This is a genomic window from Streptomyces sp. NPDC006487 (assembly GCF_042870555.1).
Taxonomy (GTDB): domain Bacteria; phylum Actinomycetota; class Actinomycetes; order Streptomycetales; family Streptomycetaceae; genus Streptomyces.
In genome coordinates this window covers 364,799-389,087 of sequence record NZ_JBIAHN010000007.1, presented here as the reverse complement: position 1 = coordinate 389,087, position 24,289 = coordinate 364,799, and the positions used below count along the sequence as shown (strand labels likewise).

Here is a 24,289-nt window from a genome sequence, read left to right as displayed (position 1 = left end):
GCCGGGGGACGTGCCGTACTCAGGCGGGCGTCCCGGCGCAGCAGTCCGGTTCCAGTCCGGACGGCAGCGCCAGCCCGCCGAAAACCGTGCCGGTGGCCTCGTCGCCTCCCAGCGCGGCCACCGCGAGGAGGAGCGAGCCCGCCGTCCAGGTGGTCTGTTCCACGGGCCAGACCGCCCGGTCGTCGAAGACGTACCCGGTCCAGTACATGCCGTTGTCGGCCCGCAGGTGGCCGATCGAGCGCAGGATCTCCAGGGCCCGGTCCGACTCCCCCGTCGCCCACAGCGCGAGCGCCAGTTCGCATGACTCCCCGCCGGTCACCCAGGGGTTCGGCAGCACGCACCGGACGCCGAGGTCGGGGACGACGAACTCCTCCCACCGCTCCTCGATCCGGGCCTTCGCCTCCGCGCCGGTCAGCGCCCCGCCGAGGACGGGGTAGTACCAGTCCATGGAGTAGCGGGACTTGTCCAGGAACCGCTCCGGGTGGCGTCGTATCGCGTGCCCGAGGGCGCCCGCGGCCAGTTCCCAGTCGGGCTGCGGATCGCCCCGGTACTCGGCGATGGCCAGCGCACAGCGCAGTGCCTGGTGGATGGAGGAGGACCCGGTGAGCAGCGCGTCCCGGACGGCCTCGCCGGACGGTTCGCGCTTCCAGCCGATCTCGCCGCCCGGCTGCTGAAGCCGCAGGACGAACTCGACGGCCGCGTACACGGCGGGCCACATCCGGTCGAGGAAGGCCTCGTCGCCGGTGGACAGGTGGTGGTGCCAGACGCCGACGGCGAGGTACGCGACGAAGTTGGTCTCCCGGCTCGCGTCCTGCGGCTCGCGGGTGTCGACCCCGTCCTCGCGGTCGGCGTAGGCCGCGTACCAGGAGCCGTCCTCGTTCTGGTGGCGGACCAGCCAGTCGTAGGCCCGCTCGGCGGCCTCGTGTTCGCCGGCCGCGTCGAGGGCCATCGCGGCCTCGGTGTGGTCCCACGGGTCGAGGTGGTGCCCGCGGAACCAGGGGATGGCCCCGTCGGCGCGCTGCGCGGCGAGGATCCCGGCGACGGTGGCGGAGGCCTGCTCGGCGGTCAGCACGCCGTCCAGGACCAGGTGTTCGGGTGCGGTGCGCCCGGGAGAGCTCACTGCGCGGCGCCCACGGCCGCAGACTCCGCCGCGGGCTCCGCCACGGCACCGGCCGCGCCCACGGGGAGGTGCGGCTTGGTCGCGTAGGCGACGAAGCTCTTGCCGATGACCGGGTTCAGCGCCTGCTCCGCGAGCCGGGTGAGCGCGGGCTTCTTCATGATGTCCCAGACCAGGAGCTTGTGGTACGCCTTGACGGGCAGCGCCTTGTCGTTGTCGACGCCGAAGGCGCACTTGAGCCACCAGTACGGCGAGTGCAGGCCGTGCGCGTGGTGGGTGCCGTACGGCTTGAGGCCCGCGGACTCCATCTTGCCGAGCAGTTCCTCCGCCTTGTAGATGCGGATGTGGCCGCCCTCGACCTCGTGGTAGGCGTCGGAGAGCGCCCAGCAGATCTTTTCGGGGCCGTAGCGCGGCACGGTGATGGCGATGCGTCCACCGGGCTTCAGGACCCGGACCATCTCGGCGAGGACGCCCTTGTCGTCGGGGATGTGCTCCATCACCTCGGAGATGATGACGACGTCGAAGGACTCGTCGGGGAAGGGCAGCGCGAGGGCGTCGCCCTCCATGGCGGTGGCGGTGGCGCCGGCCGGGGCCTCGCCGGCCTCCTTCATCGCGGCGAACCACTTGGCGACCTCGCGGATCTCCTCGCCGTTGCGGTCGAGGGCGACCACCTGGGCGCCGCGCCGGTAGCACTCGAAGGCGTGCCGGCCTGCGCCGCAGCCCAGATCGAGTACGCGGTCGCCTGCGGCGAGCGGGAACCGGGAGAAATCGACGGTCAGCACGTGGTCCTGCCTTCGCGGTCGCGGGGTGGGGAGGGGAACTGCATCGGACGGAAGGTGGAGGTCACCGGGCGGTACGGGACTGCGCGGCCGCGGCCCGCTCGATGGCGGCGCGGTAGTGGACGACGGTGCCCTCGGCGGCCCTGGCCCAGGTGAAGCGGGACAGCACCCGCTCGCGGCCGGCGGCGCCGAGCCGGGTGCGCAGTTCGCCGTCGCCCAGCAGCCGGCCCAGCGCGGCGGCGAGCGCGCCCGCGTCGCCGGGCGGCACGGCGAGGCAGCTCTCGCCGTCGGGGCCGGTGACCTCGGGAATCGCCCCGCCGGTGGTGGCGACCAGCGGGGTGCCGGTGGCCATGGCCTCGGCGGCCGGGAGCGAGAAGCCCTCGTACAGCGAGGGCACGCAGGCGATCTGGGCGCTGCGGACGAGGTCGACGAGCTCGGTGTCGGTGATGCCCTTGACGAAGCGGACGGCGTCCTGGAGTCCGTACGTCTCGATCGCGCGGGCCACCGGGCCCTGTTCGGCGCGCTTGCCGACGACGACGAGGTGGGCGTCGGGCTGTTCGGTACGGAGTTTCGCGAGGGCCTCGACGAGGTGCACGAGCCCCTTGAGCGGGACGTCGGCGCTCGACGTGGTCACGATCCGGCCGGGCACCTCGGCCACGGAGGCGTCGGGCGACCAGAGGTCGGTGTCCGCGCCGATGTGGACGACGTGGATGCGCTCGTCCCGGACGCCGAGGTGCTCGGCGATCTCCTTCTTGGAGGAGCCGGAGACGGTGAGCACGGAGGGCAGGCGGCGGGCCACGCGGCCCTGCATGCGCGTGAACCCGTACCAGCGCCGCACGGAGGCACGCTTCCTGCGGTCCTTGGCGGCGGCCAGGTCCAGCTCGCGGTCGACGGTGATGGGGTGGTGGATGGTGGTGACCAGCGGGGCGCCGAGGTCGGCCAACAGCCCGTAGCCGAGGGTCTGGTTGTCGTGGATGACGTCGAACTCACCGGCGCGCGCGGCCAGATGCCTGCGCGCTCGCAGCGAGAAGGTCAGCGGCTCGGGGAATCCGCCGGTCCACATGGTCGCGACCTCGACGGCGTCGATCCAGTCGCGGTACTCGTCGCGCCCCGGCGTGCGGAACGGGTCGGGGCTGCGGTAGAGGTCCAGGCTGGGCAGCTCGGTGAGGGTGGCGCCGGCGCCGGTGAGGGCGTCGGTGTCGAGCACCGGGTAGGGCTGCGCGCCGATGACTTCGACGCCGTGGCCCAGCTTCACGAGCTCGCGCGCGAGGTGGCGGACGTAGACGCCCTGGCCACCGCAGAACGGGTTCCCCTTATAGGTGAGGAGTGCGATCCGCAACGGGCGGCTTCCGTCGGCGGCCGAACCCGTGAGAGGGCTCGTCACCATGGCCTCTGCGGTCACTCTCGGCCCCCTTCTCCCTGCACTTTCGCCGGAGCGTAACCGCTCGGATAATGTAGAACAAGTTTCAGACTTGATCCGTTGAAGAGCATTGAATCTACCGGCCGGAAACCACACCGTAAGAGGGGTGGCGGGTGATTCGCGCCACGGCTCGGGCGCCTGCCATGCTGGGCGCGCGAGCACCCGGCGGCACCCCCGCACACGCATGAACGCCTTGGAACTGGAACGCCTTGGAACCGGAACGGGACAGATGACAGCGGAAGCGAAGGCCGTGACCCCAGCCGTCACCACACCGGCGTCTCCGCCCCTGACGGAGCGCCAGGAGGCACGCCGCAGGCGGATCCTGCACGCCAGCGCCCAGCTCGCGAGCCGCGGCGGCTTCGACGCGGTGCAGATGCGGGAGGTCGCGGAGTCCTCCAGCGTGGCCCTCGGCACCCTCTACCGGTACTTCCCCTCCAAGGTGCACCTGCTCGTCGCGACCATGCAGGACCAGCTCCAGCACATGCACGGAACGCTGCGCAAGCGCCCGCCGGCCGGGGAGGAGCCCGCGGCCCGGGTCGCGGAAACCCTGATGCGGGCCTTCCGCGCGCTGCAGCGCGAGCCGCACCTGGCGGACGCGATGGTCCGGGCCCTGACCTTCGCGGACCGCAGCGTGAGCCCGGAGGTGGACACGGTGTCCCGCCTCACGACGGCGATCATCCTGGACGCGATGGGACTGGACGCCCCGCCGACGGCGGAACAGCTGTCGGCGGTCCGGGTGATCGAGCACACCTGGCACTCCGCCCTGATCACCTGGCTCTCGGGCCGGGCCTCGATCGCCCAGGTGAAGATCGACATCGAAACGGTCTGCCGCCTGATCGACCTCACGGCCCCGGACGCCGGGCCCGGGCCGGCGACCCCGCCGGCACCTCCGAAAAAGTCCTGATCCAGCTGTTCGGCCGGGCACCGGCCGCGGCTGGTCCCGGGCGGTCCCTCGGCCGCGGCCTGCTCCTTGCCGAAGGCCCCGGGCGCACCGGGCGCACCGGAGGCGGCCACGGACGCCGTCGGCACACCCGACCCAACGGATCCGGGGACCGGCGGCCGACCAGGGCCGGCCACGGCCCGGAGCCGCGGGGGCCAGGGCCCACACCTCCGGCCCCGGACCCGGGCCCCCGCGGCCCCCTCACTCCTCCGGAGGGAACACCGCCTCGCCACTGCCCAGCAAGGTGATCGCGATCGCCTCGACCGGGCATCCCTCCGCCGCCGCGAGCACCGGCTCGCTCGCGTCCGTCTCCGCGGCCCGCGGATGCGACTGCCGCGCCGAGTCGAGGGCGAAGCCCTCCGGGGCGTGGTTCACGCACATCCCCGAGCCGATGCAGACCCCGCGGTCCACCTCGACGTGCCAGCGGTCACCCATCACGCACCGGCCGCAGGGGGTGCGTACCCGGCCGGGAGGTGGATCATCTTGTGCTCCAGGTACTCGCTCAGCCCCTCCGGGCCGAACTCCCGCCCGACGCCGCTGTTCTTGTAGCCGCCGAACGGCCCGAGCATGTCCAGGCTGAAGGTGTTCACGTTGAAGGTGCCGGTCCGCACCTGCCGGGCGAAGTCGATGCCGTGCTCCACGTCGCCGGTCCAGACGCTGCCGCTGAGCCCGAACTCCGAGTCGTTGGCGACCCGCAGGGCCTCCGCCTCGTCCCCGTACGGGATCAGGCAGACGACCGGGCCGAAGATCTCCTCGCGGGCGATCCGCATCGAGTTGTCGACGTCACCGAAGAGGGTCGGCTCCACGTACCAGCCCTGGTCCAGGCCCTGTCCCGCCGGACGTCCGCCGCCGGACAGGACCTTGGCGCCCTCCTCCTGGCCGATCCGGATGAAGTCGAGCGAGCGCTGCTGCTGCCGCCTGGCCACCAGCGGGCCGAGCTGCGTCGCGGGGTCCAGCGGGTCGCCGACCACCAGCGCCGAGGCCGCGGCGGCGAGCGCCTCGGCGATCTCCTCGTAGCGGCTGCGCGGGGCGAGGACGCGGGTCTGGGCCACGCAGGCCTGGCCGTTGTTCATCCAGGCCGCGGGGACGATGCCGGAGACGGCGGCGTCGAGGTCGGCGTCCGGGAGGATGACGGCCGCGGACTTGCCGCCGAGTTCGAGGGTCACGCGGGTGAGGTTCTTCGAGGCGACCTCCATGACCCGGCGGCCGGCGGGCACGGAGCCGGTGAAGGCGACCTTGTCCACGTCCGGGTGGCCGACGAGGTACTCGCTGACCTCCCGGTCGGCGGGCAGGATCGACAGCACGCCCTCGGGCAGTCCGGCCTCGCGGGCGATGTCGGCGAGGATGTAGGAGTCGAGGACCGCCTCCGGGGACGGCTTGAGGATCACCGTGCAGCCGGTGAGCAGCGCGGGCGCCAGCTTTGCGGCGGCCACGAACTGCGGGACGTTCCACGGGATGACGGCGGCGACCACGCCGACGGCTTCGCGCCGGACGAGGATCGGGCCGAGGACGCCCTGGCGGAACTCCTCGTAGGGGTAGTCGCGGGCCACGGTGATCGCGGCGTCGTAGACCATCATCGGGCCGAGGGCCTGGGCGAGGATGCTCCAGGAGTACGGGGACCCGTTCTGGGAGCTGATCGAGCGGGCGATCTCCTCGTGGCGGACGGCTATGGCGTCCTTGATCCTGGTCACCACCGCGATCCGCTCTTCGAGCGTGGTGCGGGGCCAGGGGCCCTCGTCGAAGGCCTTGCGCGCCACGGCGACGGCCCGGTCGACGTCCGCCTTCGAGGCGTGCGGGACGCTGCCGATGACCTGACCGGTGTGGGGCGAAACGACCTTGATCGTGTCGGAGCCCAGCGGATCCGTCCACTCACCGCCGATGAACAGTTTTCCGTGTTCCACGAGCTCGGTCATGGCTGATGCCTCCTGCGGCTTGGCGTTCCAGAACTGATACCAGTTCTAGTTCTAGGAGTCCACGGCGCCGACCGAACCGCTCGCGCATCGATTCACCCGGCACCCCGAAGATCCAACGACTAGTCAGGAGCCCGCAAAAGTGGTCGACTTGGGCGACTATTGCAACACGTTCCTGTTAGAGCCCGTAAGAGCGGAGCCCCTCATGGCAGAGGACACCCCGGACGTGGCACCTCACGTCACCGATCACGGCGGCGGCGTGTGGGGCATCAAGGTCCCCATCCCCGACAATCCGCTCGGCCACACCCTCGTCCACGTCCTCGACACCGACCGCGGCCCGGTCCTCATCGACACCGGCTGGGACGACCCCGAGTCCTGGGACACCCTCGTCGCCGGCCTCGGCGCCCTCTCCATCGCCATCGCCGACGTGCACGGCGTGGTCATCACCCACCACCACCCCGACCACCACGGCCTGTCCGGCCAGGTCCGGGAGGTTTCCGGCGCCTGGATCGCCATGCACGCCGCCGACAGCGAGATCGTGGTGCGGACCCGGGCCTCCGAACCCGGCGTCTGGTTCGACTACATGAGCGAGAAGCTGGCCACCTCCGGAGCCCCCGAGGAGCACATCGCCCCGCTGCGCGCCGCCCGCGCGAGCGGCCGCATGAGCACCCTTCCGGGGCTGCGGGCCGCCGTCCCCGACCGGGAGATCGTGCCCGCCGAGCTGCTGCCCCTGGCCGGCCGCCGGCTGCGGGCGATCTGGACCCCCGGGCACACCCCCGGGCACGTCTGCCTGCACCTGGAGGAGAAGCACCCGGCGAACCTGCCCGGCAACGGCCGCCTCTTCTCCGGGGACCACCTGCTGCCCGGGATCTCCCCGCACATCGGCCTCTACGAGGACCCCTCCTCCGAGCGGATCACCGACCCGCTCGGCGACTACCTCGACTCCCTCGAACGCATCGGCCGCCTCCAGCCCGCCGAGGTGCTCCCGGCCCACCAGCACGCCTTCACCGACGCGCAGGGCCGCGTACGGGAGCTCCTGGACCACCACGAGGAGCGGCTGGCCGGGCTGCGCGAACTGCTCGCCGCCGAGCCGCTGACCCCGTGGGCGCTGGCGGAGCGGATGGAGTGGAACCGGCCCTGGGAGCAGATCCCGTACGGCTCCCGCAACATCGCCGTCTCCGAAGCGGAGGCCCATCTGCGGCGTCTCGTGAAGCAGGGCCGCGCGGAGGCGGTACCGGGCACCGACCCCGTGACGTACCGCGCCGTGTAAGGGGTGCGGGTGGGCGGCGCCACCCGGTACCGGAGCTACGGGCCGGTAGAGTATGGGCGTCGTCCACACTTCCGTACGGGGGGAAGCCGGTGCGAATCCGGCGCTGACCCGCAACCGTGACCCTCCCCCGCAGCACCGGGGCGGGGAGCCGGATTGCCCCGTGCCGGAGGTGCGCGGCTCGTGCCGCCGGGTCCTCCGGCGGCCGGCACCGTCGAGGTAAACGGAGCCGGAGCCCGGTGCCAGCCCCGCTGCTGTGCTGCCTGCCTCCGGGTCCCCAGCACGAGAGGCACCCGCCCCGCCATGAACGTCCGCCGCAGCGCCGCCACGCTCGCCGTCTCCGCCGTGCTCTGCGTGGGCGCGGCCCCCGCGGCCCTCGCCGATGTCGCCACCCCTTCCCCGGCGCCCGTCATCCCCTCCGGGCTCTACGGCAAGAACGACCCGACGTACGACGGGGTGTGGCGGCAGTCGTTCGCCCTGCTCGCCCAGCACACCGTGGGCGTGAAGCCGGCGCAGCAGGCCGTGGACTGGCTCGTCGGCCAGCAGTGCGCCGACGGCTCCTTCGCCGCCTTCCGCGCCGACACGGCCAAGGCCTGCGACGCCTCGGCGTTCATCGACTCCAACGCCACCTCGGTCGCCGTGCAGGCGCTGGCCGCGCTCGGCGGCCACACCGGGACGGTGAAGAAGACGGTGGGCTGGCTGAAGTCCGTACAGAACGATGACGGCGGCTGGAGCAACAACCCCGGCGGCGCCCTGGACGGCGGTTCGGACGCCAACTCGACCGCCCTCGTGATCAGGGCCCTGGAGGCGGCCGGCGAGAAGCCCGCCGAGGTCAAGTCGAAGTCCGGCAAGTCTCCGTACGAGTCCCTCCTCGGCTTCCAGCTCGGCTGCTCGGCCGAGCCGGCGGCCGACCGGGGCGCCTTCGCCTTCCAGCCGGCCGGCGGCAAGCTGTCCGCCAGCGCCGACGCGACGGCCGCCGTCGTCCTGGCCGGACTCGGCACGGGCCCGGTCGTCTCCCCCTCCCCTACGGACACCCCCGCGGCCCCGCTCACCTGCCCGGCGACCGCGGGTGACCCGGTGGCGGCGGCCCAGGGCGCCGCCGGGTACCTGGCCCAGGCCCTGAAGAAGGACGGCCACCTCACCGCCCTCACCCCGGGCGCCGACCAGTCGACGGCGGACAACGGCAACACCGCCGACGCGGTGATCGCCCTGGCCGCGGCCGGGCACAAGCAGTCCGCGGCGGGCGCCCTGGAGTGGCTGAAGGGCAACTCGGCCGAGTGGTCCAAGGGCAACCCGGCCGGTCTCGCCACCCTGATCCTGGCCGCGCACGCGACGGGCACCGATCCGAAGGCCTTCGGCGGCACCGACCTGGTCGCGGCGCTGAACGCGACGGGCCCGGCGCCGCAGAACGCCTCCGCGAAGGCTTCGGAGCAGCCGGCGGACAAGAAGGACAAGAAAGAGGAGAAGGACTCCGGCGGCGGCAACGTCTGGTGGATGATCCTCGCGGGCGCGGCGGCCGGCATGGGCATCGGCATCGTGCTCAGCGGGCGCCGGAAGAAGAACCAGCTCTGATGCGCGGACGCCGCCCGTCGCTGCCGTCCGTCGTCACCGGCATGGTCCTGGCCCTGGCCATGACCCTGCTGGCCGCTTCCCCCGCCCTGGCCTCGACCTACCGCTACTGGTCGTTCTGGGACGGGGCCGGCGCCACGTGGGCGTACGCCACCCAGGGCCCCTCCTCGGCGCGTCCGGCGGACGGCTCCGTGCAGGGCTTCCACTTCGTGGTGAGCAAGGACGCGGCCGATCAGGCCGCCCCGCCGCGCGCGGACGCGGACTTCGCGGCCATCTGCTCGGGCACCGCCCCGGTGGCGGGCAAGAAGCGGATCGCGCTGGTCATCGACTTCGGCACGCCCGCCGAGGCCCAGGCCGGCGAGACACCGCCGCAGGACGCTCCGCGTACGGCGTGCGCGCAGGTCGGCCCGGACGCCACGACGGCCGAGGCGCTGGCGGAGGTCGCGAAGCCGCTGCGCTACAACAGCGCGGCCCTGCTGTGCGCGATCTCGGGCTACCCGAAGCAGGGCTGCGGCGAGCCTGTGGCGGACACGGCCACCGCCCCGGCCACCCCGACCGCCCCTGCCGCGGACAAGCCCACCACCGGCTCCGGCTCCGGCTCCGACAGCAGTGGCCCGTCGGCGGGCCTCCTCGCGGGCATCGCAGCGGTGGCCGCCCTGGGCGCGGCCGCCTTCTGGCAGTCCCGCCGCCGCCGCACCCGATGACGCAGAACCCCGCCGACCCGGCATCCGCCGACCCGCCACGCCCCGACGGCGGGGCGGTCGCCAGCGGCGGGGCGGTCCCCAGCGGCGGCTGGGCGGTCGCCGACGGCGCTCAGCCACCCACCAGGGCCACCCGCACCCGACCGTCGATCCGCACGGGTGGTGCGGGTGGGAACCCGGCCCGGCCGCAGGCCGGGCGCACCCACGACGGCGCCGCACGCGCCACCCGCCCCCACGGCGCCGGCCACGGCCCCGCACGCGACGTCCCGTCCCCGACCGGCCGAGGCGCCGACCGGGCAACCGGGAGCCCGCGCGTGCCGACGTACAAAAAATGGCACGCCCCCGAGGCCACGCGTGGCAACGCCCTGCACGCGGGTGCCTGGTGGCTCTGGGCCCTCGGGCTCGCCACCGCCGCCTCCCGCACCACCAACCCGCTCCTCCTCGGCCTGATCGTCGGCGTCGCCGGGTACGTGGTCGCGGCCCGCCGTACCGATGCCCCCTGGGCGCGTTCCTACGGGGCGTTCGTCAAGCTCGGGCTCTTCGTCATCGGACTGCGCCTCGTCTTCTCCATGCTGCTCGGCTCCCCCATCCCCGGCGCGCACGTCCTCTTCACCCTCCCGGAGGTCCCGCTTCCGGACTGGACGCAGGGCATCCGGCTCGGTGGCCGGGTCACCGCCGAGCAGCTCGTCTTCGCCTTCTACGAGGGTGCGAAGCTGGCCACGCTCCTGATCTGCGTCGGCGCCGCCAATGCCCTCGCGAATCCGGCGCGGCTGCTGAAGTCCCTGCCCGCGGCCCTGTACGAGGTCGGCGTCGCCGTGGTCGTCGCGATGACCTTCGCGCCGAACATGGTCGCGGACGTGGTCCGCCTCCGTACGGCCCGTCGCCTGCGCGGCCGCCCCACCGGCGGGATCAAGGCGATCCTCCAGATCGGCCTGCCGGTGCTGGAGGGCGCGCTGGAACGCTCAGTCGCCATCGCCGCCTCCATGGACGCCCGCGGCTACGGCCGCACCGCGCAGGTCCCGGCCGCGGTCCGCCACACCACCAACGTGCTGACCCTCGGCGGGCTGCTCGGCATCTGCGCCGGCACGTACGGGCTGCTGGCGGCGGAGGGCGCCGGATACGGCCTCACGCTCCTCCTCTGCTCCTTCCTCCTGGCCCTGGCCGGGCTGCGGCTCGGCGGCCGCCGGTCGATCCGGACCCGGTACCGGCCGGACCGGTGGGGCGTACGGGCCTGGCTGGTCGCCGGGTCGGGCGCGGCGGTGGCGGCGCTGCTGATCCGGGCCGCGTCCCTGGACCCGGAGGCCCTGCGCCCCGGCGTGGTCCCCCTGGTCGTCCCGACCCTCCCGCTCTGGCCGGCGACGGCGATCCTGCTGGGCCTCCTCCCGGCGCTGGTGGCCCCACTACCGAAGGAGGCATAGGCCCCCGTGATCCACTTCGAAGACGTATCGGTGACGTACGGGGGCGCGGCCGCCCCCTCCCTCGCGCACGCCGATTTCACGATCCCGGAAGGCGAGCTGACCCTTCTGGTCGGCCCCTCCGGCGTCGGCAAGTCCACCCTCCTCGGCGCGGTCTCGGGCCTGGTCCCGCACTTCACCGGGGGCACCCTCAAGGGCCGGGTCACGGTCGCGGGCCGCGACACGCGCACGCACGAACCGCGGGAGCTCGCGGACGTGGTGGGCACGGTCGGCCAGGACCCGCTGGCCCACTTCGTGACGGACGTCGTCGAGGACGAACTCGCCTACGGCATGGAGTCACTGGGCCTGCAGCCCTCCGTCATGCGCCGCCGCGTCGAGGAGACCCTCGACCTCCTCGGCCTGAACGATCTCCGCGACCGCCCCATCGCCACCCTCTCCGGTGGCCAGCAGCAGCGGGTGGCGATCGGTTCGGTCCTGACCCCGCACCCCCGCGTCCTCGTCCTGGACGAGCCGACTTCTGCCCTCGACCCGGCGGCGGCGGAGGAAGTCCTGGCCGTCCTGCAACGCCTGGTCCACGACCTGGGCACGACCGTCCTGATGGCGGAGCACCGCCTGGAGCGGGTCGTCCAGTACGCCGACCGCGTCCTGCTCCTCCCCTCCCCGGGCGCACCCCCCGTCCTGGGCACCCCGTCCGAGATCATGGCCGTCTCCCCGGTCCACCCCCCGGTGGTGGCCCTGGGCCGCCTCGCGCACTGGTCCCCCCTCCCCCTCTCCGTCCGCGACGCCCGCCGCCGAGCAACGCCCCTCCTCACCCGCCTGTCCACCACCACCCCACCCCGGACACTCCCTGGGGCGCAGCCCGGGGCGGTGTCGGGGGCGCAGCCCCAGCCCGGGTCCGGGGCGCAGCCCCAGGGAGTGTCCGGGGCACAGCCCCGCAAGGGGTCGTCCGGGGCACAGCCCCAGGGGGTGTCCGGGGCGCAGCCCCGCAAGGGGTCCGGGGCGCAGCCCCGCAAGGGGTCCGGGGCGCAGCCCCGGGGAACGGGCGAAGGGTGGGTAGGGGACGGCCGCCCGCAGGGCCCCCGCTCCGACACCGGACCGCGCCGCCCCGGCCTGCTCGCCCGCCTGCGCCACCGCAACCTCCGCACCCCCCAGCCGGCCCCGACCGGGACTCCGGAGCCCACCCCGGCCACACTCACGGCCGTCTCCCTCCGCCGCGGCCGCGCCGAAGTCCTCCGCGACATCACCCTCACCGTGGCGAAGGGCGAGACCATCGCCCTGATGGGCCGCAACGGCGCGGGAAAGTCCACCCTCCTCGCCACCCTCATCGGCACCCTTGAGCCCACCACCGGCCAGGTGACGGTCAGCGGCCGCACCCCCCACCGCACGCCGCCCCCCGAGATGGTGACCCGAGTCGGCCTGGTCCCCCAGGAGCCCCGCGACCTCCTCTACGCCGACACCGTCGCCGCCGAGTGCACCGCCGCCGACCACGACGCCGGCCAGGCGCCCGGCACCTGCCGTGCCCTCGTCGCCGCGCTCCTCCCCGACGTCCCCGACGACACCCACCCGCGCGACCTCTCCGAGGGCCAGCGCCTGGCCCTCGCCCTGGCGCTGGTCCTGACCGGCCGCCCGGCCCTGCTGCTCCTCGACGAGCCGACCCGCGGGCTGGACTACGCCGCCAAGGCCCGCCTCGTGGAGATCCTGCGCGGGCTCGCCGCCGAGGGCCACGCCATCGTCCTGGCCACCCACGACGTGGAGCTCGCCGCGGAGCTGGCCCACCGCGTGGTGATCCTGGCCGGCGGCGAGATCGTCGCGGACGGGCCGACCGCCGAGGTCGTCGTCTCCTCCCCCGCCTTCGCCCCACAGGTGGCCAAGATCCTGGCCCCCGGCCACTGGCTCACGGTCTCCCAGGTCGCAGCGGCCCTCTCCGCCCGGGCGGACTCATGACCACCCCGACCCCGGCCACCCCGGCCCCGGCCACCCCGGCCCCGGCCACCCCGGCCGCCCACCCCCGTTCCCGCCCCCTCCGCATCGGCCCCCGCGCCGCCGCCGCCCTGATCCTCGTCAGCCTCATCGGTCTCGCCGCCTTCGGCTGGCCGCTCCTCGCCGACCGCCAGTCCGGCTTCGCCCACTCCCAGGACGCCCCCTGGCTCTTCGCGGCCCTGCTCCCCCTCCTGGTCGGCGTGGTCGTCGCGACCATCGCCGACGACGGGATGGACGCGAAGGCCGTCGCCATGCTCGGCGTACTGGCCGCGGTCGGGGCCGCGCTGCGCCCCCTCGGCGCCGGCACGGCCGGCCTGGAGCCCATGTTCTTCCTGATGGTGCTGAGCGGCCGGGTCCTCGGCCCGGGCTTCGGCTTCGTCCTGGGCGCGGTCACGATGTTCGCGTCGGCCCTGCTCACGGGCGGTGTCGGGCCGTGGATGCCGTTCCAGATGCTGGCGATGGGCTGGTTCTCGCTGGGTGCCGGGCTACTGCCGGGGCCGGACCGGATCCGGGGGCGGGCCGAGCTGGCGATGCTCGCGCTGTACGGGTTCCTCGGCTCGTTCGCGTACGGCACGATCATGAACCTGCAGGGCTGGATCATCCTGCAGGGCATGGGCCAGGGCATCTCCTTCCACCCCGGGGACCCGGTCCCGGCGAACCTCGCGCGCTTCCTGTCGTACTGCCTGGCGACCTCGCTTGGCTGGGACCTGGGCCGGGCCGCGCTGACCGTCGTACTGACCCTCACGCTCGGCGCGACCCTGCTGAAGGCGTTGCGGCGGGCGACCCGGAAAGCGGCGTTCGATGCGCCCGTGGCCTTCGATCCGGGGGGAGCGAATCACCCCAAACCTTCCCCTGGAAGGCGTACGGGCAGCCACGGAGGGTGAGATTCGGGCCGTCCGCCGGTGACCCGCCCCACAGGACCTAGGTCACATACGAACCGGGATAGTAGTCCTTGAACGGCCCCTGCCCGCCCCCTCGCACCACCCCCCACCAGCGGTGATACCCACCCGCCCCGAGGGGGGCCGTTGCGCCCCGGCTGCGAGGACCACTAGTAAGAGGGGTCGTTGCCAGGCGCGCTCTACCCCCGTAGAACTGGATGAGTCGCAAGGCGGACGGGGATCCCCCGGGTTCACCCCCGGTTCTCCCGCTCCCGCCGACGAACCCCTCTCTTTCACGTGAGTGGCTCACGCACGTCTCCGGCGTGCTCGCGACCGCCCTTGTCCCCGTCGAAAGGTCCGTCCGTGTCCAACGCAGTCATCCGCCGCATCGCCGCTTCCAAGAAGACCCTCGCGGGTACCGTCCTCGCCCTGGGCGTTGCCGGCTCCATGCTGGCCGCGGTTCCCGCGCAGGCCGCCCCGCTGAGCGCCAAGGCGATCGCCCAGCAGATGATCAAGGACCCGGCCCAGTTCGCGGCGTTCAACAACATCGTCTCGAGGGAGAGCGGCTGGGACCACACCGCCACCAACTCCTCCTCGGGCGCCTACGGCCTGGTCCAGGCCCTGCCGGCCTCGAAGATGGCCTCGGCGGGCTCGGACTGGAAGACCAACCCGGCCACCCAGATCAAGTGGGGCCTGGACTACATGAACTCCCGCTACGGCAGCCCCGCCGGCGCCTGGACCTTCTGGCAGAACCACCACTGGTACTAAACCACCAGCGGCAGCAGACGAAGCAGTACCTGAGCAGCACCGAAGCAGCACCCGAGCGGCCGACGCCACACCGGCGCAGCGCATGCGAAGGCCCCGGCGGCCGACCTCCCCAGGTCCGGCCACCGGGGCCTTCGCGATCCCATCCCACAGGGTCGGTGAGCGGCTACAGCCGCTGGATGATGGTGCCCGTCGCCAGCGCGCCGCCCGCACACATGGTGATCAGCGCGAACTCCTTGTCCCGGCGCTCCAGCTCGTGGAGCGCGGTGGTGATCAGGCGGGCCCCCGTAGCGCCGACGGGGTGGCCGAGCGCGATGCCGCCGCCGTTGACGTTGACCTTCTCCAGGTCCTGGTCGAAGACCTGGGCCCAGCTGAGGACGACGGAGGCGAAGGCCTCGTTGATCTCGACGAGGTCGATGTCCTTGAGGGACATGCCGGCCTTGCCGAGCACCGCCCGCGTCGCGTCGATCGGCCCGTCCAGGTGGAAGTGCGGGTCGGAGCCGACCAGTGTCTGGGCGACGATCCGGGCGCGCGGCCGCAGCTTGAGCGCGCGGGCCATCTTGCGCGAGGCCCACATCACGGCCGCGGCGCCGTCGGATATCTGCGAGGAGTTCCCGGCGGTGTGCACGGCGGTCGGCATGACCGGCTTGAGCCGGGCGAGCGCCTCCATGGAGGTGTCGCGCAGGCCCTCGTCCCGGTCGACCAGCCGCCACATGCCCTGCCCCGCGGCCTGCTCGGCCTCCGTGGTGGGCACCTGCACGGCGAAGGTCTCGCGCTTGAACCGCTCCTCGGCCCACGCGGTGGCGGCCCGCTGCTGGGACAGGACCCCGAGCTTGTCCACGTCCTCGCGGGTCAGGCCGCGGTGGCGGGCGATGCGCTCGGCGGCCTCGAACTGGTTGGGGAGATCGACGTTCCACTCGTCCGGGAAGGGCTTGCCGGGGCCGTGCTTCGATCCCGACCCCAGCGGCACGCGGCTCATGGCCTCGACCCCGCAGGCGATGCCGATGTCCATGACCCCGCCCGAGATCATGTTGGCGACCATGTGGTTGGCCTGCTGGGAGCTGCCGCACTGACAGTCCACGGTGGTCGCGGCGGTCTCGTACGGGAGGCCCATGGCCAGCCAGGCGTTGCGGGCCGGATTCATCGACTGCTCGCCGGCGTGGGTGACGGTGCCGCCCACGATCTGCTCCACGCAGTCGGGCTGGATGCCGGTGCGGGCGAGGAGCTCGCGGTAGGTCTCGCCGAGAAGGTAGGCGGGGTGAAGATTGGCGAGCGCGCCCCCGCGCTTGCCGATGGGGGTGCGTACGGCTTCGACGATGACGGGTTCCGCGGCCATGAGCTCGTCCTCTCCTGCTCCTGCGTAGCGCACAGCGCGCATCGGCTAGCGCGCCTCAGCTGACGGGCGGGCCGTCCCGGCGCCCCACCCGAACTAGTACGCGTTCTAGTTCTCCCCGCAGTCTTATGACCAGAACACCCGGTACGCAAGGGTCTTGCACGCGGCTTCCACGGATTCCACACGCAACAGTTGGCGCGGGGCCCCTTGTCACTTCTAGAACTCGTTACTACCTTCAAGCCAACTTCTGATGGGCCGTCAGACTTTGGAGCCGCCCGATGACCTGCCCCGCACTGCCCGAAGGCTTCGATGCCACCGACCCTGACGTACTCCAAGACCGGGTGCCCTACCCCGAGTTCGCGCAACTGCGGCAGACCGCACCCGTGTGGTGGTGCCCGCAGCCGCGGGGCATCACCGGCTTCGACGACGAGGGGTACTGGGCCGTCACCCGGCACGCGGACGTCAAGTACATCTCCACGCACCCGGAGTTGTTCTCCTCCACGACGAACACGGCGATCATCCGCTTCAACGAACACATCCAGCGCGATGCGATAGATGCCCAGCGATTGATCATGTTGAACATGGATCCGCCGGAACACACCCGCGTACGCCAGATCGTGCAGCGCGGCTTCACCCCGCGGGCCATCCGCGGGCTGGAGGACGCCCTGCGCGACCGGGCCCGCAAGATCGTCGCGGAGGCCCTCGAAGCCTCGGCCGACGGCAGCTTCGACTTCGTCACCCAAGTGGCGTGCGAGCTCCCGCTGCAGGCCATCGCCGAGCTGATCGGCGTACCGCAGGAGGACCGGTCCCGGATCTTCGACTGGTCGAACAAGATGATCGCGTACGACGACCCCGAGTACGCGATCACCGCCGAGGTCGGCGGCAACGCCGCGGCGGAGATCATCGGCTACTCGATGAACCTGGCCGCGGAGCGCAAGGAGTGTCCGGCCAAGGACATCGTCACGCAGCTCGTGGCAGCCGAGGGCCAGGGCAACCTGGGCTCCGACGAGTTCGGCTTCTTCGTCCTCCTCCTGGCGGTGGCGGGCAACGAGACCACCCGCAACGCCATCAGCCACGGCATGCACGCCTTCCTGACCCACCCCGACCAGTGGGAGCTCTACAAGCGCACCCGGCCCTCCACCGCCGCCGAGGAGATCGTCCGCTGGGCCACCCCCGTGGTGTCCTTCCAGCGCACCGCCACCCAGGACACCGAACTGGGCGGGCAGAAGATCAAGGCCGGCGACCGTGTCGGCATGTTCTACTCCTCCGCCAACCACGACCCCGAGGTCTTCGAGAACCCCGACGCCTTCGATATCACCCGCGACCCGAACCCGCACCTGGGCTTCGGCGGCGGCGGCCCGCACTTCTGCCTCGGCAAGTCGCTGGCCATCATGGAGATCGACCTGATGTTCAACGCCCTGGCCGACGCCCTGCCCGACCTGCGCCTCGCCGGGAAGGGCCCGCGCCGGCTGCGCGCGGCCTGGCTGAACGGCATCAAGGAACTGCGGGTCAGCCACGGCTGACCCGTGATCCAGGACGGCAGGGGCCCCACCTCCCACGCCCGGCCCCTGCCGTCCCTCGGCCGCCGCTCCTCGGTTGTTACCGGCCGGTCGCCGGTCGTTACCGTCTCGCCGCCTGCGGGATCATTGCCTTGGGGCCGAACCGGACCCAGACTGCCCGGATGAACCTCGATGACCCGAGCGCGAGACGGTGGCAGCGGCTGCCCACGACGTGGCAGCGGATGGTCGATCTCGGCGGCGGTTCCGAGCCCATGAGCCAGGGGGTCCTGGCCCTCATCGAGGCCGCCCGCGAGGAGCCGGAACTGCGCCGGCTGTACCCGTACACCAGCCACTTCACCCTGTGGTTCAGCGCCTCCGCCGGCCACCCCTTCGCGGTGACCGCCCCGGCCGTGGAACCCCTCCCCGACGGCCGCTTCCGCGTCCGCGGCCCCCGCCAGACCACAGTCCTGGGCGAAGCGGACACGGCCCGCGCGGCAATAGCCCTGGTAGTCGCCCACCTCCCGCAGCAATAGCCCTACGGCCCCACCCCGAAGCCCCTCGCCGGGTCCGGGGCGCAGCCCCGAAGGGGTTAGGGGCACAGCCCCGCACGGGTCCGGGGCGCAGCCCCGAAGGGGTCCGGGGCGCAGCCCCGGGGAACGGGCGAAGGGTGGGTAGGGGACAGCCCCGCAGGGCCCGCCCGCCCCGCGCGACCCCGCCCCCGAGTGGCGCAAGCCGCCCCACAGGCGGATCCTGACAGAACGCGGCGATCCATCGCGAAGGGGTGCCGGGGCGGGCTGCTACACCGCCCCGGCACCCCTTCGTCGACAGACGGGCTACGCCCGAGTCCGCTCCGCGGACCCCGCTCCGACCCGCTCGGGCCGCCGAGGCCGAGGCACGGCCACCCCGGCCGGCACCGCATCGCCCCGAGGGCCCGACAGCACGTAGACGAGCCCGAACCCGGCCACGACGACGAGCGCCCCGCCGACCGCGTCGAGCACCCAGTGGTTGGCGGTCGCGACGATCGCGCACACCGTGATCGTCGGGTGCAGCGCCCCCAGCAGCTTCTGCCACCCCTTGGGCGCGATCATCACGATCACGATCCCGCACCACAGCGACCAGCCGAAGTGCAGCGAGGGCATCGCCGCGTACTGGTTGGAGATCGCGGTCATGGCCCCGTAGCTCGGCTTCGCCAGGTCCTGCACCCCGTGCACGGTGTCGACGAAACCCAGCCCCGGCATCAGCCGCGGCGGCGCCAACGGGTACAGCCAGAAACCTATGAGTGCCAGCACGGTCGCCAGCCCCAGCGAGGCCCGGGCCCAGCGGTAGTCCTTGGGGCGGCGCCAGTACAGGACGGCCAGGATCGCCAGCGGGACCACGAAGTGGAAGGAGGTGTAGTAGAAGTTGAAGAACGCCTCCAGCCAGGGCGTGTTCACGACGGCGTGGTTCACCGCGTGCTCGATGTCGATGCCGAGCGCCTTCTCGATCCCGTGGATCTGGCTGCCGTTGCCCTCGGCGAGGGTGCGGCTGGTGGGCGCGGCGGCGCGGATGTGCGAGTAGAGCGAGTACCCGACCCGTATCAGGAGCAGTTCCAGCAGCAGGTTCGGACGCGACAGCACGCGCCGCCAGAACGGCAGCAGCGGCACCCGCGCCCACCGCGCGGGCGCGGGCCGCCCGTAGGCGGTGGCGACCGGCTCGCGCCAGTACGGGGAGGAGCGCGGCAGGAACGGCACGGCGCAGGCCGCCGCGAGGGCCGCGAGCAGCAGCACGTTGTCCCGTACGGGGGCCAGCGCGACCAGGTTGGGCAGCAGCACGTCGCTCGGCAGGGTCATGGCGAGGACCACGGCCACCGGCCACACGGGCCGGTCGGCGGCCCGCTTGCCCACCTTGCCGGCGACCGCGAGCAGCACCCACAGCATCTGGTGGCGCCAGCCGGTCGGGGACACGGCGACGGCCACGCAGCCGGTGATCGCGACGGCGAGCAGGAGCTGGCCGTCACGGGCGTAGCGGGCGGCGCGGCGCAGGCCGATCCAGACGATCGGGGCCGCGAGGGCGGCGTAGAGCAGGATCTCGCCGGGGCCGGAGAGGCCCAGCCGCAGGAGGGCGCCGTGCACGGACTGGTTGGCGATGCTGCCGGGTGCGCCACCGAGGCCGGTGCCGGCCAGGTGCTGGACCCAGTACGTCCACGAGTCGCTGGGCAGGGCCGCCCAGGACAGGGCGGTGGCACCGGCGAAGGTCACGGCGGCGGAGCGTGCGGTGGCCCTGCGTCCGGACAGCCACAGCAGGGGCGCGAAGAGCAGCAGCGCGGGCTGGAGGGCTGCGGCCAGGCCGATCAGGAAGCCCGAGGGGCGCTCGCCCGGGACCCGGAACACGGCGAGGAGCACCAGCAGCACCGGCAGTACGGCGGTCTGCCCGGGCAGCGCGGCTTCGCGGACGGGCAGCGAGACCATCATCAGCGCGACCAGCGCGGGCGCGGCGAGCAGCGCGGTGCGCCGCGGCACGGGGTCGGGCAGGGCGCGCGCGGCCACCAGCCCGATGGCGGCCACGAGCAGCAGCGTCACGCAGGTCCAGGCCACCTCCAGGGAGGGCGCGGCGAGGCCGAGGAGCGGCTTGAGGACCAGCCCCGCGAAGGGCGTCCCGGTGAACTGGCCGCTCGTGTAGAGCGAGCCCGGCAGGCTGCCCGGGAGGTGGAAGCCGCTGAGCCACTCGCCAGGTGGCACGCGCAGCACGACCGCGGCCTGCCTGACGGCGAGCAGCATGGCCAGCGCCCACAGCATGAGGCGCGCCGCCCCGAGCCTGCCGCCGCTACCGCCTATGACCCCGGCATGTCCGTTCGCACCACTGTGCTCCGCCGCGTTAGCCACGCCTCGCCGGCCTCCCGCCCTGTTGACCGCAACCCTGACTTCGCCTGGCTGCCGCGTTTCGTACCGCGTTTCATACCGCGTGCTTCATTTACCCGGACGACGATATCCCCCGCGCGATACCTAGGATGGCGGGCATGAGCATCGTGAAGATCAACGCCCTCACCGTCCCCGAGGAACAGCGGGAGGTTCTGGAGCAGCGGTTCGCCTCCCGTGCGGGCTCTGTGGAGAGCTCGGACGGCTTCGAATGGTTCGAGCTGCTGCGGCCCGTCGAGGGCACGGACCAGTATCTCGTGTACACGCGGTGGCGTTCCGAGGCGGACTTCCAGGCGTGGATGGACGGGCCCATGAAGGCGGCCCACCAGGGTGGCGGCGCGGGGCGCCCGGGCGGCGGTCCGGCGGGCGCCGAAGGCGGCGCGGAGCGGCCGAAGCCCGCTGCCACGGGCTCGTCGGTGTGGTCGTTCGAGGTCGTGCAGCAGGCGGCGCCGAAGCAGGGCTGACGTACGGAGAGGGTCCCGGAGCCACGGCTCCGGGACCCTCTCTCCTTCGCTTCGGTCCGGCTCAGCTCCAGAAGGCGTTCATCTCGTCGATGTCCTCGATGCAGACGTCGAGGTCGCTGATCTTCCCGCCGACGATCGTGAAGAAGATGCCCTCGTGGATCTCGATCCCGCGGTCGCCGCGATCGGCGCGCGTTGTGTGGAAACTCATGACGTGGCCGCGGCCGTCCGCGAGCAGTTTGTCCAGGTGGAGCCGCATTGTGCCGTGCGTCTCCTCTCCCATCCGGCGGTAGAGGTCGAGGACGGCTTCGCGACCCTTGTGGTGCCCGGAGATGGGGCTGCTGCCGGGGACGTGCTGGATGACGTCGGCCGTCATCATCGTGCTCAGCTTCTCCATGTCGCCCTGGCCGAAGGCCTCGTAGCCGCGGCGGATCAAGGCGCAGTCAGGATGCTCCGACATGACGGTCACGCCCTTCGTGCGAACGGTTTGCCCTTTTTCCTATCATCGGCCCGGTCCTGTGGATATTCCAACGCGGGCGGCCGGGACCGGCTCCACAATGACGTCATGACCAGCAGAGAGACGCGCACCACGAAGACGCCCACACCCACGACCTCCCCCACAACCGCTGCCAATACCGGGACCACCACTCCGCCCTCGTCCTCGTCCTCGTCCTCGCCCTCGTCCTCACCCCTGTCCCCGGCCGGGACCTGGCAGGTTGCCGCCGAGCCGTTCACCACCCCGGACGCCACGCTGCTGCGCCGCGCGTACTACGCGGAGGTCGCCGGCAGGTACTGGCGGCGGTCCGTCACCGAGGCCGAGATCGACCAGGGCCTCCTGGACTTCCCCGACGACGAGCTCACGGGGCCGACGGGCCGGTTCGTGGTCGGCAGACTCGACGGCCGGCCCCTCGCCTGCGGGGGGATACGCCTCCTGGACCCCGTCACTGCCGAGCTCACCCGGGTGTACGTGGACCCGCGCGCCCGCGGCACGGGCGGTGGGGCGGCCCTGCTCCGGGTCCTGGAGGACGCCGGCCGCGCGCTGGGCGCCGAGCGGGTCCGGCTGGACACCCGGTCCGACCTGGTGGAGGCCCGCGCGTTGTATGCGCGCCAGGGGTACGCGGAGATACCCGCGTACAGCTCCGGTCCCTACGCCGAGCACTGGTTCGAGAAGCGCCTGGTCTGACCGGTCACCCCGCGGGGTGGTTCACCTGGCGGAGTGGTCCCGGCGGGGCAAGGCCTCGTACGGCTCCTCGTCGACGGAACCGCAGAGCTCCGAGTTGATCTCCGCGACCAGCTCTGACAGGTCGGTCGGGCGGTCGGCGGTCCACCAGTCGCCGAGCAGTTCGGCGAGCGACTCCTCCCGGGCTGCGGACAGCTTCTGCGCGCTCGCGCGCCCCGTCTCCGTCAGGACCAGCGGCAGCCCGTCGCGGACGGCCAGCCCCCGCTCCTCGATCTGGCGGCCCGCGTCCGTGATGGCCCGCAGCGGCACCATCGTCTTCTCGGCCAGCACGGCCGGGTCGGCGCTGCCGTACCTGTTGATCCGCAGCAGCAGCCAGCTGGCGGCGGGCAGCAGGTCGTAGCCGGCCTTCGCGGTGATCTTCTCGTAGACGTGCTTGCGGCCCTGGAGGGTCCCTAGCACCGTCAGGGCGCGGGCGACCTCCTCGCGGGAGGAGCGCTGGACGGGGTTGGAGGCGAGGGTCTCGGTGACATCGGGCGCCGTCACCGAACCGCGCAGCTTGTCCTCCTTGAGGAACCAGGCGACGACGAAGGCCACCAGCACCACGGGCGCCGCGTAGAGGAAGACGTCGGTGATGGAGGTGGAGTAGGCGTCGAGCACCCGCGGTCGCAGCACGGCGGGGAGGGCGCCGATGGCCCGGGGGTCGGCCTCCAGCCTGCTCGCGTCCAGCCCAGGAGGCAGCGGGACCCCCTTGAGCGCACCGGCCAGTTTGTCGTCGAGCCGGTTGGTGAAGATCGTGCCGAAGATGGCGACGCCGAAGGAGGCGCCGATGGAGCGGAAGAAGGTGGCGCCCGAGGTGGCGACACCCAGGTCGGCGTAGCTGACCGAGTTCTGCACCACCAGGACGAGCACCTGCATGACGAGTCCGAGGCCGGCGCCGAAGACGAAGAAGTAGACGCTCATCTCCCAGGTGGAGCTGGTGCGCTCCAGCTGGTGCAGGAGCAGCAGCCCGACGGCGGTCAGGGCCGTGCCCGCGATCGGGAAGACCTTCCAGCGCCCGGTGCGGCTGACGATCTGGCCGGACACGGTGGAGGTGATCAGCAGCCCGAGCACCATCGGCAGCATGTGGACGCCCGACATGGTCGGGGAGACGCCCTGGACCACCTGCAGGAAGGTCGGCAGGTAGACCATCGCGCCGAACATCGCGAAGCCGACGATGAAGCTGATCAGCGAGCAGAGGGTGAAGGTCCGGATCCGGAACAGCTTGAGCGGGAGGACCGGCTCCACGGCCCGCCGCTCGACGGTCACGAAGGCGACCAGCAGGACCAGGCCCAGTACCGCGAGCCCGATGATCTCCGGGGAACTCCAGCCCCAAGTGCCCCCGAGCGAGGCCACGAGCACCAGACAGGTCGCGACCGAGGCGATGAGGAAGGTGCCGAGGTAGTCGATGGTGTGCTTCTCGGTGCGCACCGGGATCTTCAGGGCCGCTGCGATGACGACGAGGGCGACGAGACCGATGGGGAGGTTGATGTAGAAGACCCAGCGCCATGACAGGTGGTCCACGAACAGTCCGCCCAGCAGCGGACCCAGCACGCTGGTGGCTCCGAAGACCGCACCGAAGAGCCCCTGGTACTTGCCGCGTTCGCGCGGCGGGACGATGTCTCCGACGATCGCCATCGACAGCACCATCAGCCCGCCGCCGCCCAGCCCCTGCAGCGCGCGGAAGCCGATGAGCTGCGGCATGTTCTGCGCCAGGCCGCACAGGGCCGACCCGATCAGGAAGAGCACGATGGCGGACTGGAAGAGCTTCTTGCGCCCGTACTGGTCCCCGAGCTTGCCCCACAGCGGTGTGGCGGCGGTCGAGGCGAGCATGTAGGCCGTGACCACCCACGACAGGTGCGACATTCCGCCGAGGTCGCTGACGATCGTCGGGAGGGCCGTCGACACGATCGTCTGGTCGAGCGAAGAAATGAGCAGCCCCAGCAGCAGCGCACCGATGGAGACGAGCACCTCGCGTGAGGCGTGTTCGGCGCTGGGGCCGGATGTCCGCTTCCGCGGGCCGGGCTCCGTGGTCACGTCCTGCACCATCGGCTCCTCCTCAGGACTGATCGACTCCTCCATCCTGAGCGGTGTGTCCGGTTATGGCCTGTCGGGCGGGTTGGGCGGGTTACCGGGGGTCTGCAT

General features: G+C 72.5%; 21 protein-coding genes and 1 riboswitch. Of the genes, 12 read left to right on the top strand and 9 right to left on the bottom strand.

Annotation, left to right across the window (positions count from 1 at the left end):
• Positions 1-19: 19 nt before the first annotated feature.
• The 3 genes from ACFYM0_RS14925 to ACFYM0_RS14915 form a co-directional block, all read right to left on the bottom strand.
• Positions 20-1,120: a prenyltransferase gene (locus ACFYM0_RS14925; RefSeq protein WP_388500916.1), complete on the bottom strand. Its 1,101-nt coding sequence runs from the start codon at positions 1,118-1,120 to the stop codon at positions 20-22.
• A complete protein-coding gene (locus ACFYM0_RS14920) occupies positions 1,117-1,899 on the bottom strand; it encodes a class I SAM-dependent methyltransferase (protein WP_388500913.1) in 783 nt (260 codons plus the stop codon). The genes ACFYM0_RS14925 and ACFYM0_RS14920 overlap by 4 nt, the downstream gene beginning before the upstream one ends.
• A 61-nt stretch (positions 1,900-1,960) precedes the next feature.
• Positions 1,961-3,298 (bottom strand): glycosyltransferase family 4 protein, encoded by a 1,338-nt coding sequence (locus ACFYM0_RS14915; RefSeq protein ID WP_388500910.1) that lies wholly within the window; start codon positions 3,296-3,298, stop codon positions 1,961-1,963.
• Positions 3,299-3,545: 247 nt separating this feature from the next.
• On the opposite strand from ACFYM0_RS14915, the gene ACFYM0_RS14910 reads away from it, so the two are divergent.
• Positions 3,546-4,220, top strand: coding sequence for a TetR family transcriptional regulator (locus tag ACFYM0_RS14910; protein ID WP_388500908.1), 675 nt, complete (start codon positions 3,546-3,548; stop codon positions 4,218-4,220).
• Positions 4,221-4,457: 237 nt separating this feature from the next.
• Here the strand turns inward: ACFYM0_RS14910 and ACFYM0_RS14905 are convergent, their stop codons facing one another.
• Entirely contained in the window at positions 4,458-4,691 is a 234-nt protein-coding gene (locus ACFYM0_RS14905) for a ferredoxin (protein WP_266877329.1), read from the bottom strand.
• On the bottom strand, positions 4,691-6,169 hold the full coding sequence (locus tag ACFYM0_RS14900; protein ID WP_388500906.1) for an aldehyde dehydrogenase: 1,479 nt from the start codon (positions 6,167-6,169) through the stop codon (positions 4,691-4,693). The genes ACFYM0_RS14905 and ACFYM0_RS14900 overlap by 1 nt, the downstream gene beginning before the upstream one ends.
• 202 nt (positions 6,170-6,371) lie before the next feature.
• Between ACFYM0_RS14900 and ACFYM0_RS14895 the strand changes: the two genes are divergently transcribed.
• The 7 genes from ACFYM0_RS14895 to ACFYM0_RS14865 all read left to right on the top strand — a co-directional run bounded on the left by ACFYM0_RS14895 (position 6,372) and on the right by ACFYM0_RS14865 (position 14,744).
• A complete protein-coding gene (locus ACFYM0_RS14895; RefSeq protein WP_388500903.1) occupies positions 6,372-7,436 on the top strand; it encodes an MBL fold metallo-hydrolase in 1,065 nt (354 codons plus the stop codon).
• Between the two features lie 79 nt (positions 7,437-7,515).
• Positions 7,516-7,595, top strand: a riboswitch (cobalamin riboswitch).
• Positions 7,596-7,736: 141 nt separating this feature from the next.
• Positions 7,737-9,005, top strand: coding sequence for a prenyltransferase/squalene oxidase repeat-containing protein (locus tag ACFYM0_RS14890; protein WP_388500901.1), 1,269 nt, complete (start codon positions 7,737-7,739; stop codon positions 9,003-9,005).
• Positions 9,005-9,706 (top strand): SCO2322 family protein, encoded by a 702-nt coding sequence (locus ACFYM0_RS14885; RefSeq protein ID WP_388500899.1) that lies wholly within the window; start codon positions 9,005-9,007, stop codon positions 9,704-9,706. The genes ACFYM0_RS14890 and ACFYM0_RS14885 overlap by 1 nt, the downstream gene beginning before the upstream one ends.
• On the top strand, positions 9,703-11,121 hold the full coding sequence (locus ACFYM0_RS14880; protein WP_388500898.1) for an energy-coupling factor transporter transmembrane protein EcfT: 1,419 nt from the start codon (positions 9,703-9,705) through the stop codon (positions 11,119-11,121). The genes ACFYM0_RS14885 and ACFYM0_RS14880 overlap by 4 nt, the downstream gene beginning before the upstream one ends.
• Positions 11,122-11,127: 6 nt before the next feature.
• Positions 11,128-13,062 (top strand): ATP-binding cassette domain-containing protein, encoded by a 1,935-nt coding sequence (locus ACFYM0_RS14875; RefSeq protein ID WP_388500896.1) that lies wholly within the window; start codon positions 11,128-11,130, stop codon positions 13,060-13,062.
• Complete coding sequence (locus ACFYM0_RS14870) at positions 13,059-13,982, top strand: ECF transporter S component (protein WP_388500894.1); 924 nt, start codon at positions 13,059-13,061, stop codon at positions 13,980-13,982. The genes ACFYM0_RS14875 and ACFYM0_RS14870 overlap by 4 nt, the downstream gene beginning before the upstream one ends.
• A 357-nt stretch (positions 13,983-14,339) precedes the next feature.
• Complete coding sequence (locus ACFYM0_RS14865) at positions 14,340-14,744, top strand: transglycosylase SLT domain-containing protein (protein ID WP_388500893.1); 405 nt, start codon at positions 14,340-14,342, stop codon at positions 14,742-14,744.
• Between the two features lie 163 nt (positions 14,745-14,907).
• On the opposite strand, the gene ACFYM0_RS14860 is transcribed toward ACFYM0_RS14865, so the two are convergent.
• Positions 14,908-16,077: a steroid 3-ketoacyl-CoA thiolase gene (locus tag ACFYM0_RS14860; RefSeq protein WP_388500891.1), complete on the bottom strand. Its 1,170-nt coding sequence runs from the start codon at positions 16,075-16,077 to the stop codon at positions 14,908-14,910.
• 275 nt (positions 16,078-16,352) lie between these two features.
• On the opposite strand from ACFYM0_RS14860, the gene ACFYM0_RS14855 reads away from it, so the two are divergent.
• On the top strand, positions 16,353-17,597 hold the full coding sequence (locus ACFYM0_RS14855) for a cytochrome P450 (protein ID WP_388500888.1): 1,245 nt from the start codon (positions 16,353-16,355) through the stop codon (positions 17,595-17,597).
• A gap of 158 nt (positions 17,598-17,755) precedes the next feature.
• Positions 17,756-18,106 (top strand): DUF6193 family natural product biosynthesis protein, encoded by a 351-nt coding sequence (locus ACFYM0_RS14850; protein WP_327252541.1) that lies wholly within the window; start codon positions 17,756-17,758, stop codon positions 18,104-18,106.
• 300 nt (positions 18,107-18,406) lie between these two features.
• On the opposite strand, the gene ACFYM0_RS14845 is transcribed toward ACFYM0_RS14850, so the two are convergent.
• Positions 18,407-20,347, bottom strand: a complete 1,941-nt coding sequence (locus ACFYM0_RS14845) for a bifunctional glycosyltransferase 87/phosphatase PAP2 family protein (protein ID WP_388501010.1) — start codon at positions 20,345-20,347, stop codon at positions 18,407-18,409.
• 221 nt (positions 20,348-20,568) lie between these two features.
• Between ACFYM0_RS14845 and ACFYM0_RS14840 the strand changes: the two genes are divergently transcribed.
• A complete protein-coding gene (locus tag ACFYM0_RS14840) occupies positions 20,569-20,931 on the top strand; it encodes an antibiotic biosynthesis monooxygenase family protein (protein ID WP_388500886.1) in 363 nt (120 codons plus the stop codon).
• Between the two features lie 61 nt (positions 20,932-20,992).
• Here ACFYM0_RS14840 and ACFYM0_RS14835 read toward each other — a convergent pair whose 3' ends face one another.
• The gene (locus ACFYM0_RS14835; protein WP_388500883.1) at positions 20,993-21,388 is read right to left on the bottom strand and encodes a nuclear transport factor 2 family protein; all 396 of its coding nucleotides are present in this window, start codon (positions 21,386-21,388) and stop codon (positions 20,993-20,995) included.
• Between the two features lie 231 nt (positions 21,389-21,619).
• Between ACFYM0_RS14835 and ACFYM0_RS14830 the strand changes: the two genes are divergently transcribed.
• The gene (locus ACFYM0_RS14830) at positions 21,620-22,111 is read left to right on the top strand and encodes a GNAT family N-acetyltransferase (RefSeq protein ID WP_388501008.1); all 492 of its coding nucleotides are present in this window, start codon (positions 21,620-21,622) and stop codon (positions 22,109-22,111) included.
• 21 nt (positions 22,112-22,132) lie between these two features.
• Here the strand turns inward: ACFYM0_RS14830 and ACFYM0_RS14825 are convergent, their stop codons facing one another.
• A complete protein-coding gene (locus ACFYM0_RS14825; protein ID WP_388500882.1) occupies positions 22,133-24,193 on the bottom strand; it encodes a DHA2 family efflux MFS transporter permease subunit in 2,061 nt (686 codons plus the stop codon).
• Positions 24,194-24,289: the final 96 nt, after the last annotated feature.

Coding starts and splice junctions, on each gene's coding strand:
- ACFYM0_RS14910 (WP_388500908.1), top strand. CDS start 3,546: ATGACAGCGGAAGCGAAGGCCGTGACCCCAGCCGTCACCACACCGGCG.
- ACFYM0_RS14905 (WP_266877329.1), bottom strand. CDS start 4,691: ATGGGTGACCGCTGGCACGTCGAGGTGGACCGCGGGGTCTGCATCGGC.
- ACFYM0_RS14900 (WP_388500906.1), bottom strand. CDS start 6,169: ATGACCGAGCTCGTGGAACACGGAAAACTGTTCATCGGCGGTGAGTGG.
- ACFYM0_RS14895 (WP_388500903.1), top strand. CDS start 6,372: ATGGCAGAGGACACCCCGGACGTGGCACCTCACGTCACCGATCACGGC.
- ACFYM0_RS14890 (WP_388500901.1), top strand. CDS start 7,737: ATGAACGTCCGCCGCAGCGCCGCCACGCTCGCCGTCTCCGCCGTGCTC.
- ACFYM0_RS14885 (WP_388500899.1), top strand. CDS start 9,005: ATGCGCGGACGCCGCCCGTCGCTGCCGTCCGTCGTCACCGGCATGGTC.
- ACFYM0_RS14880 (WP_388500898.1), top strand. CDS start 9,703: ATGACGCAGAACCCCGCCGACCCGGCATCCGCCGACCCGCCACGCCCC.
- ACFYM0_RS14870 (WP_388500894.1), top strand. CDS start 13,059: ATGACCACCCCGACCCCGGCCACCCCGGCCCCGGCCACCCCGGCCCCG.
- ACFYM0_RS14860 (WP_388500891.1), bottom strand. CDS start 16,077: ATGGCCGCGGAACCCGTCATCGTCGAAGCCGTACGCACCCCCATCGGC.
- ACFYM0_RS14855 (WP_388500888.1), top strand. CDS start 16,353: ATGACCTGCCCCGCACTGCCCGAAGGCTTCGATGCCACCGACCCTGAC.
- ACFYM0_RS14850 (WP_327252541.1), top strand. CDS start 17,756: ATGAACCTCGATGACCCGAGCGCGAGACGGTGGCAGCGGCTGCCCACG.
- ACFYM0_RS14845 (WP_388501010.1), bottom strand. CDS start 20,347: ATGCTGTGGGCGCTGGCCATGCTGCTCGCCGTCAGGCAGGCCGCGGTC.
- ACFYM0_RS14840 (WP_388500886.1), top strand. CDS start 20,569: ATGAGCATCGTGAAGATCAACGCCCTCACCGTCCCCGAGGAACAGCGG.
- ACFYM0_RS14835 (WP_388500883.1), bottom strand. CDS start 21,388: ATGTCGGAGCATCCTGACTGCGCCTTGATCCGCCGCGGCTACGAGGCC.
- ACFYM0_RS14825 (WP_388500882.1), bottom strand. CDS start 24,193: ATGGTGCAGGACGTGACCACGGAGCCCGGCCCGCGGAAGCGGACATCC.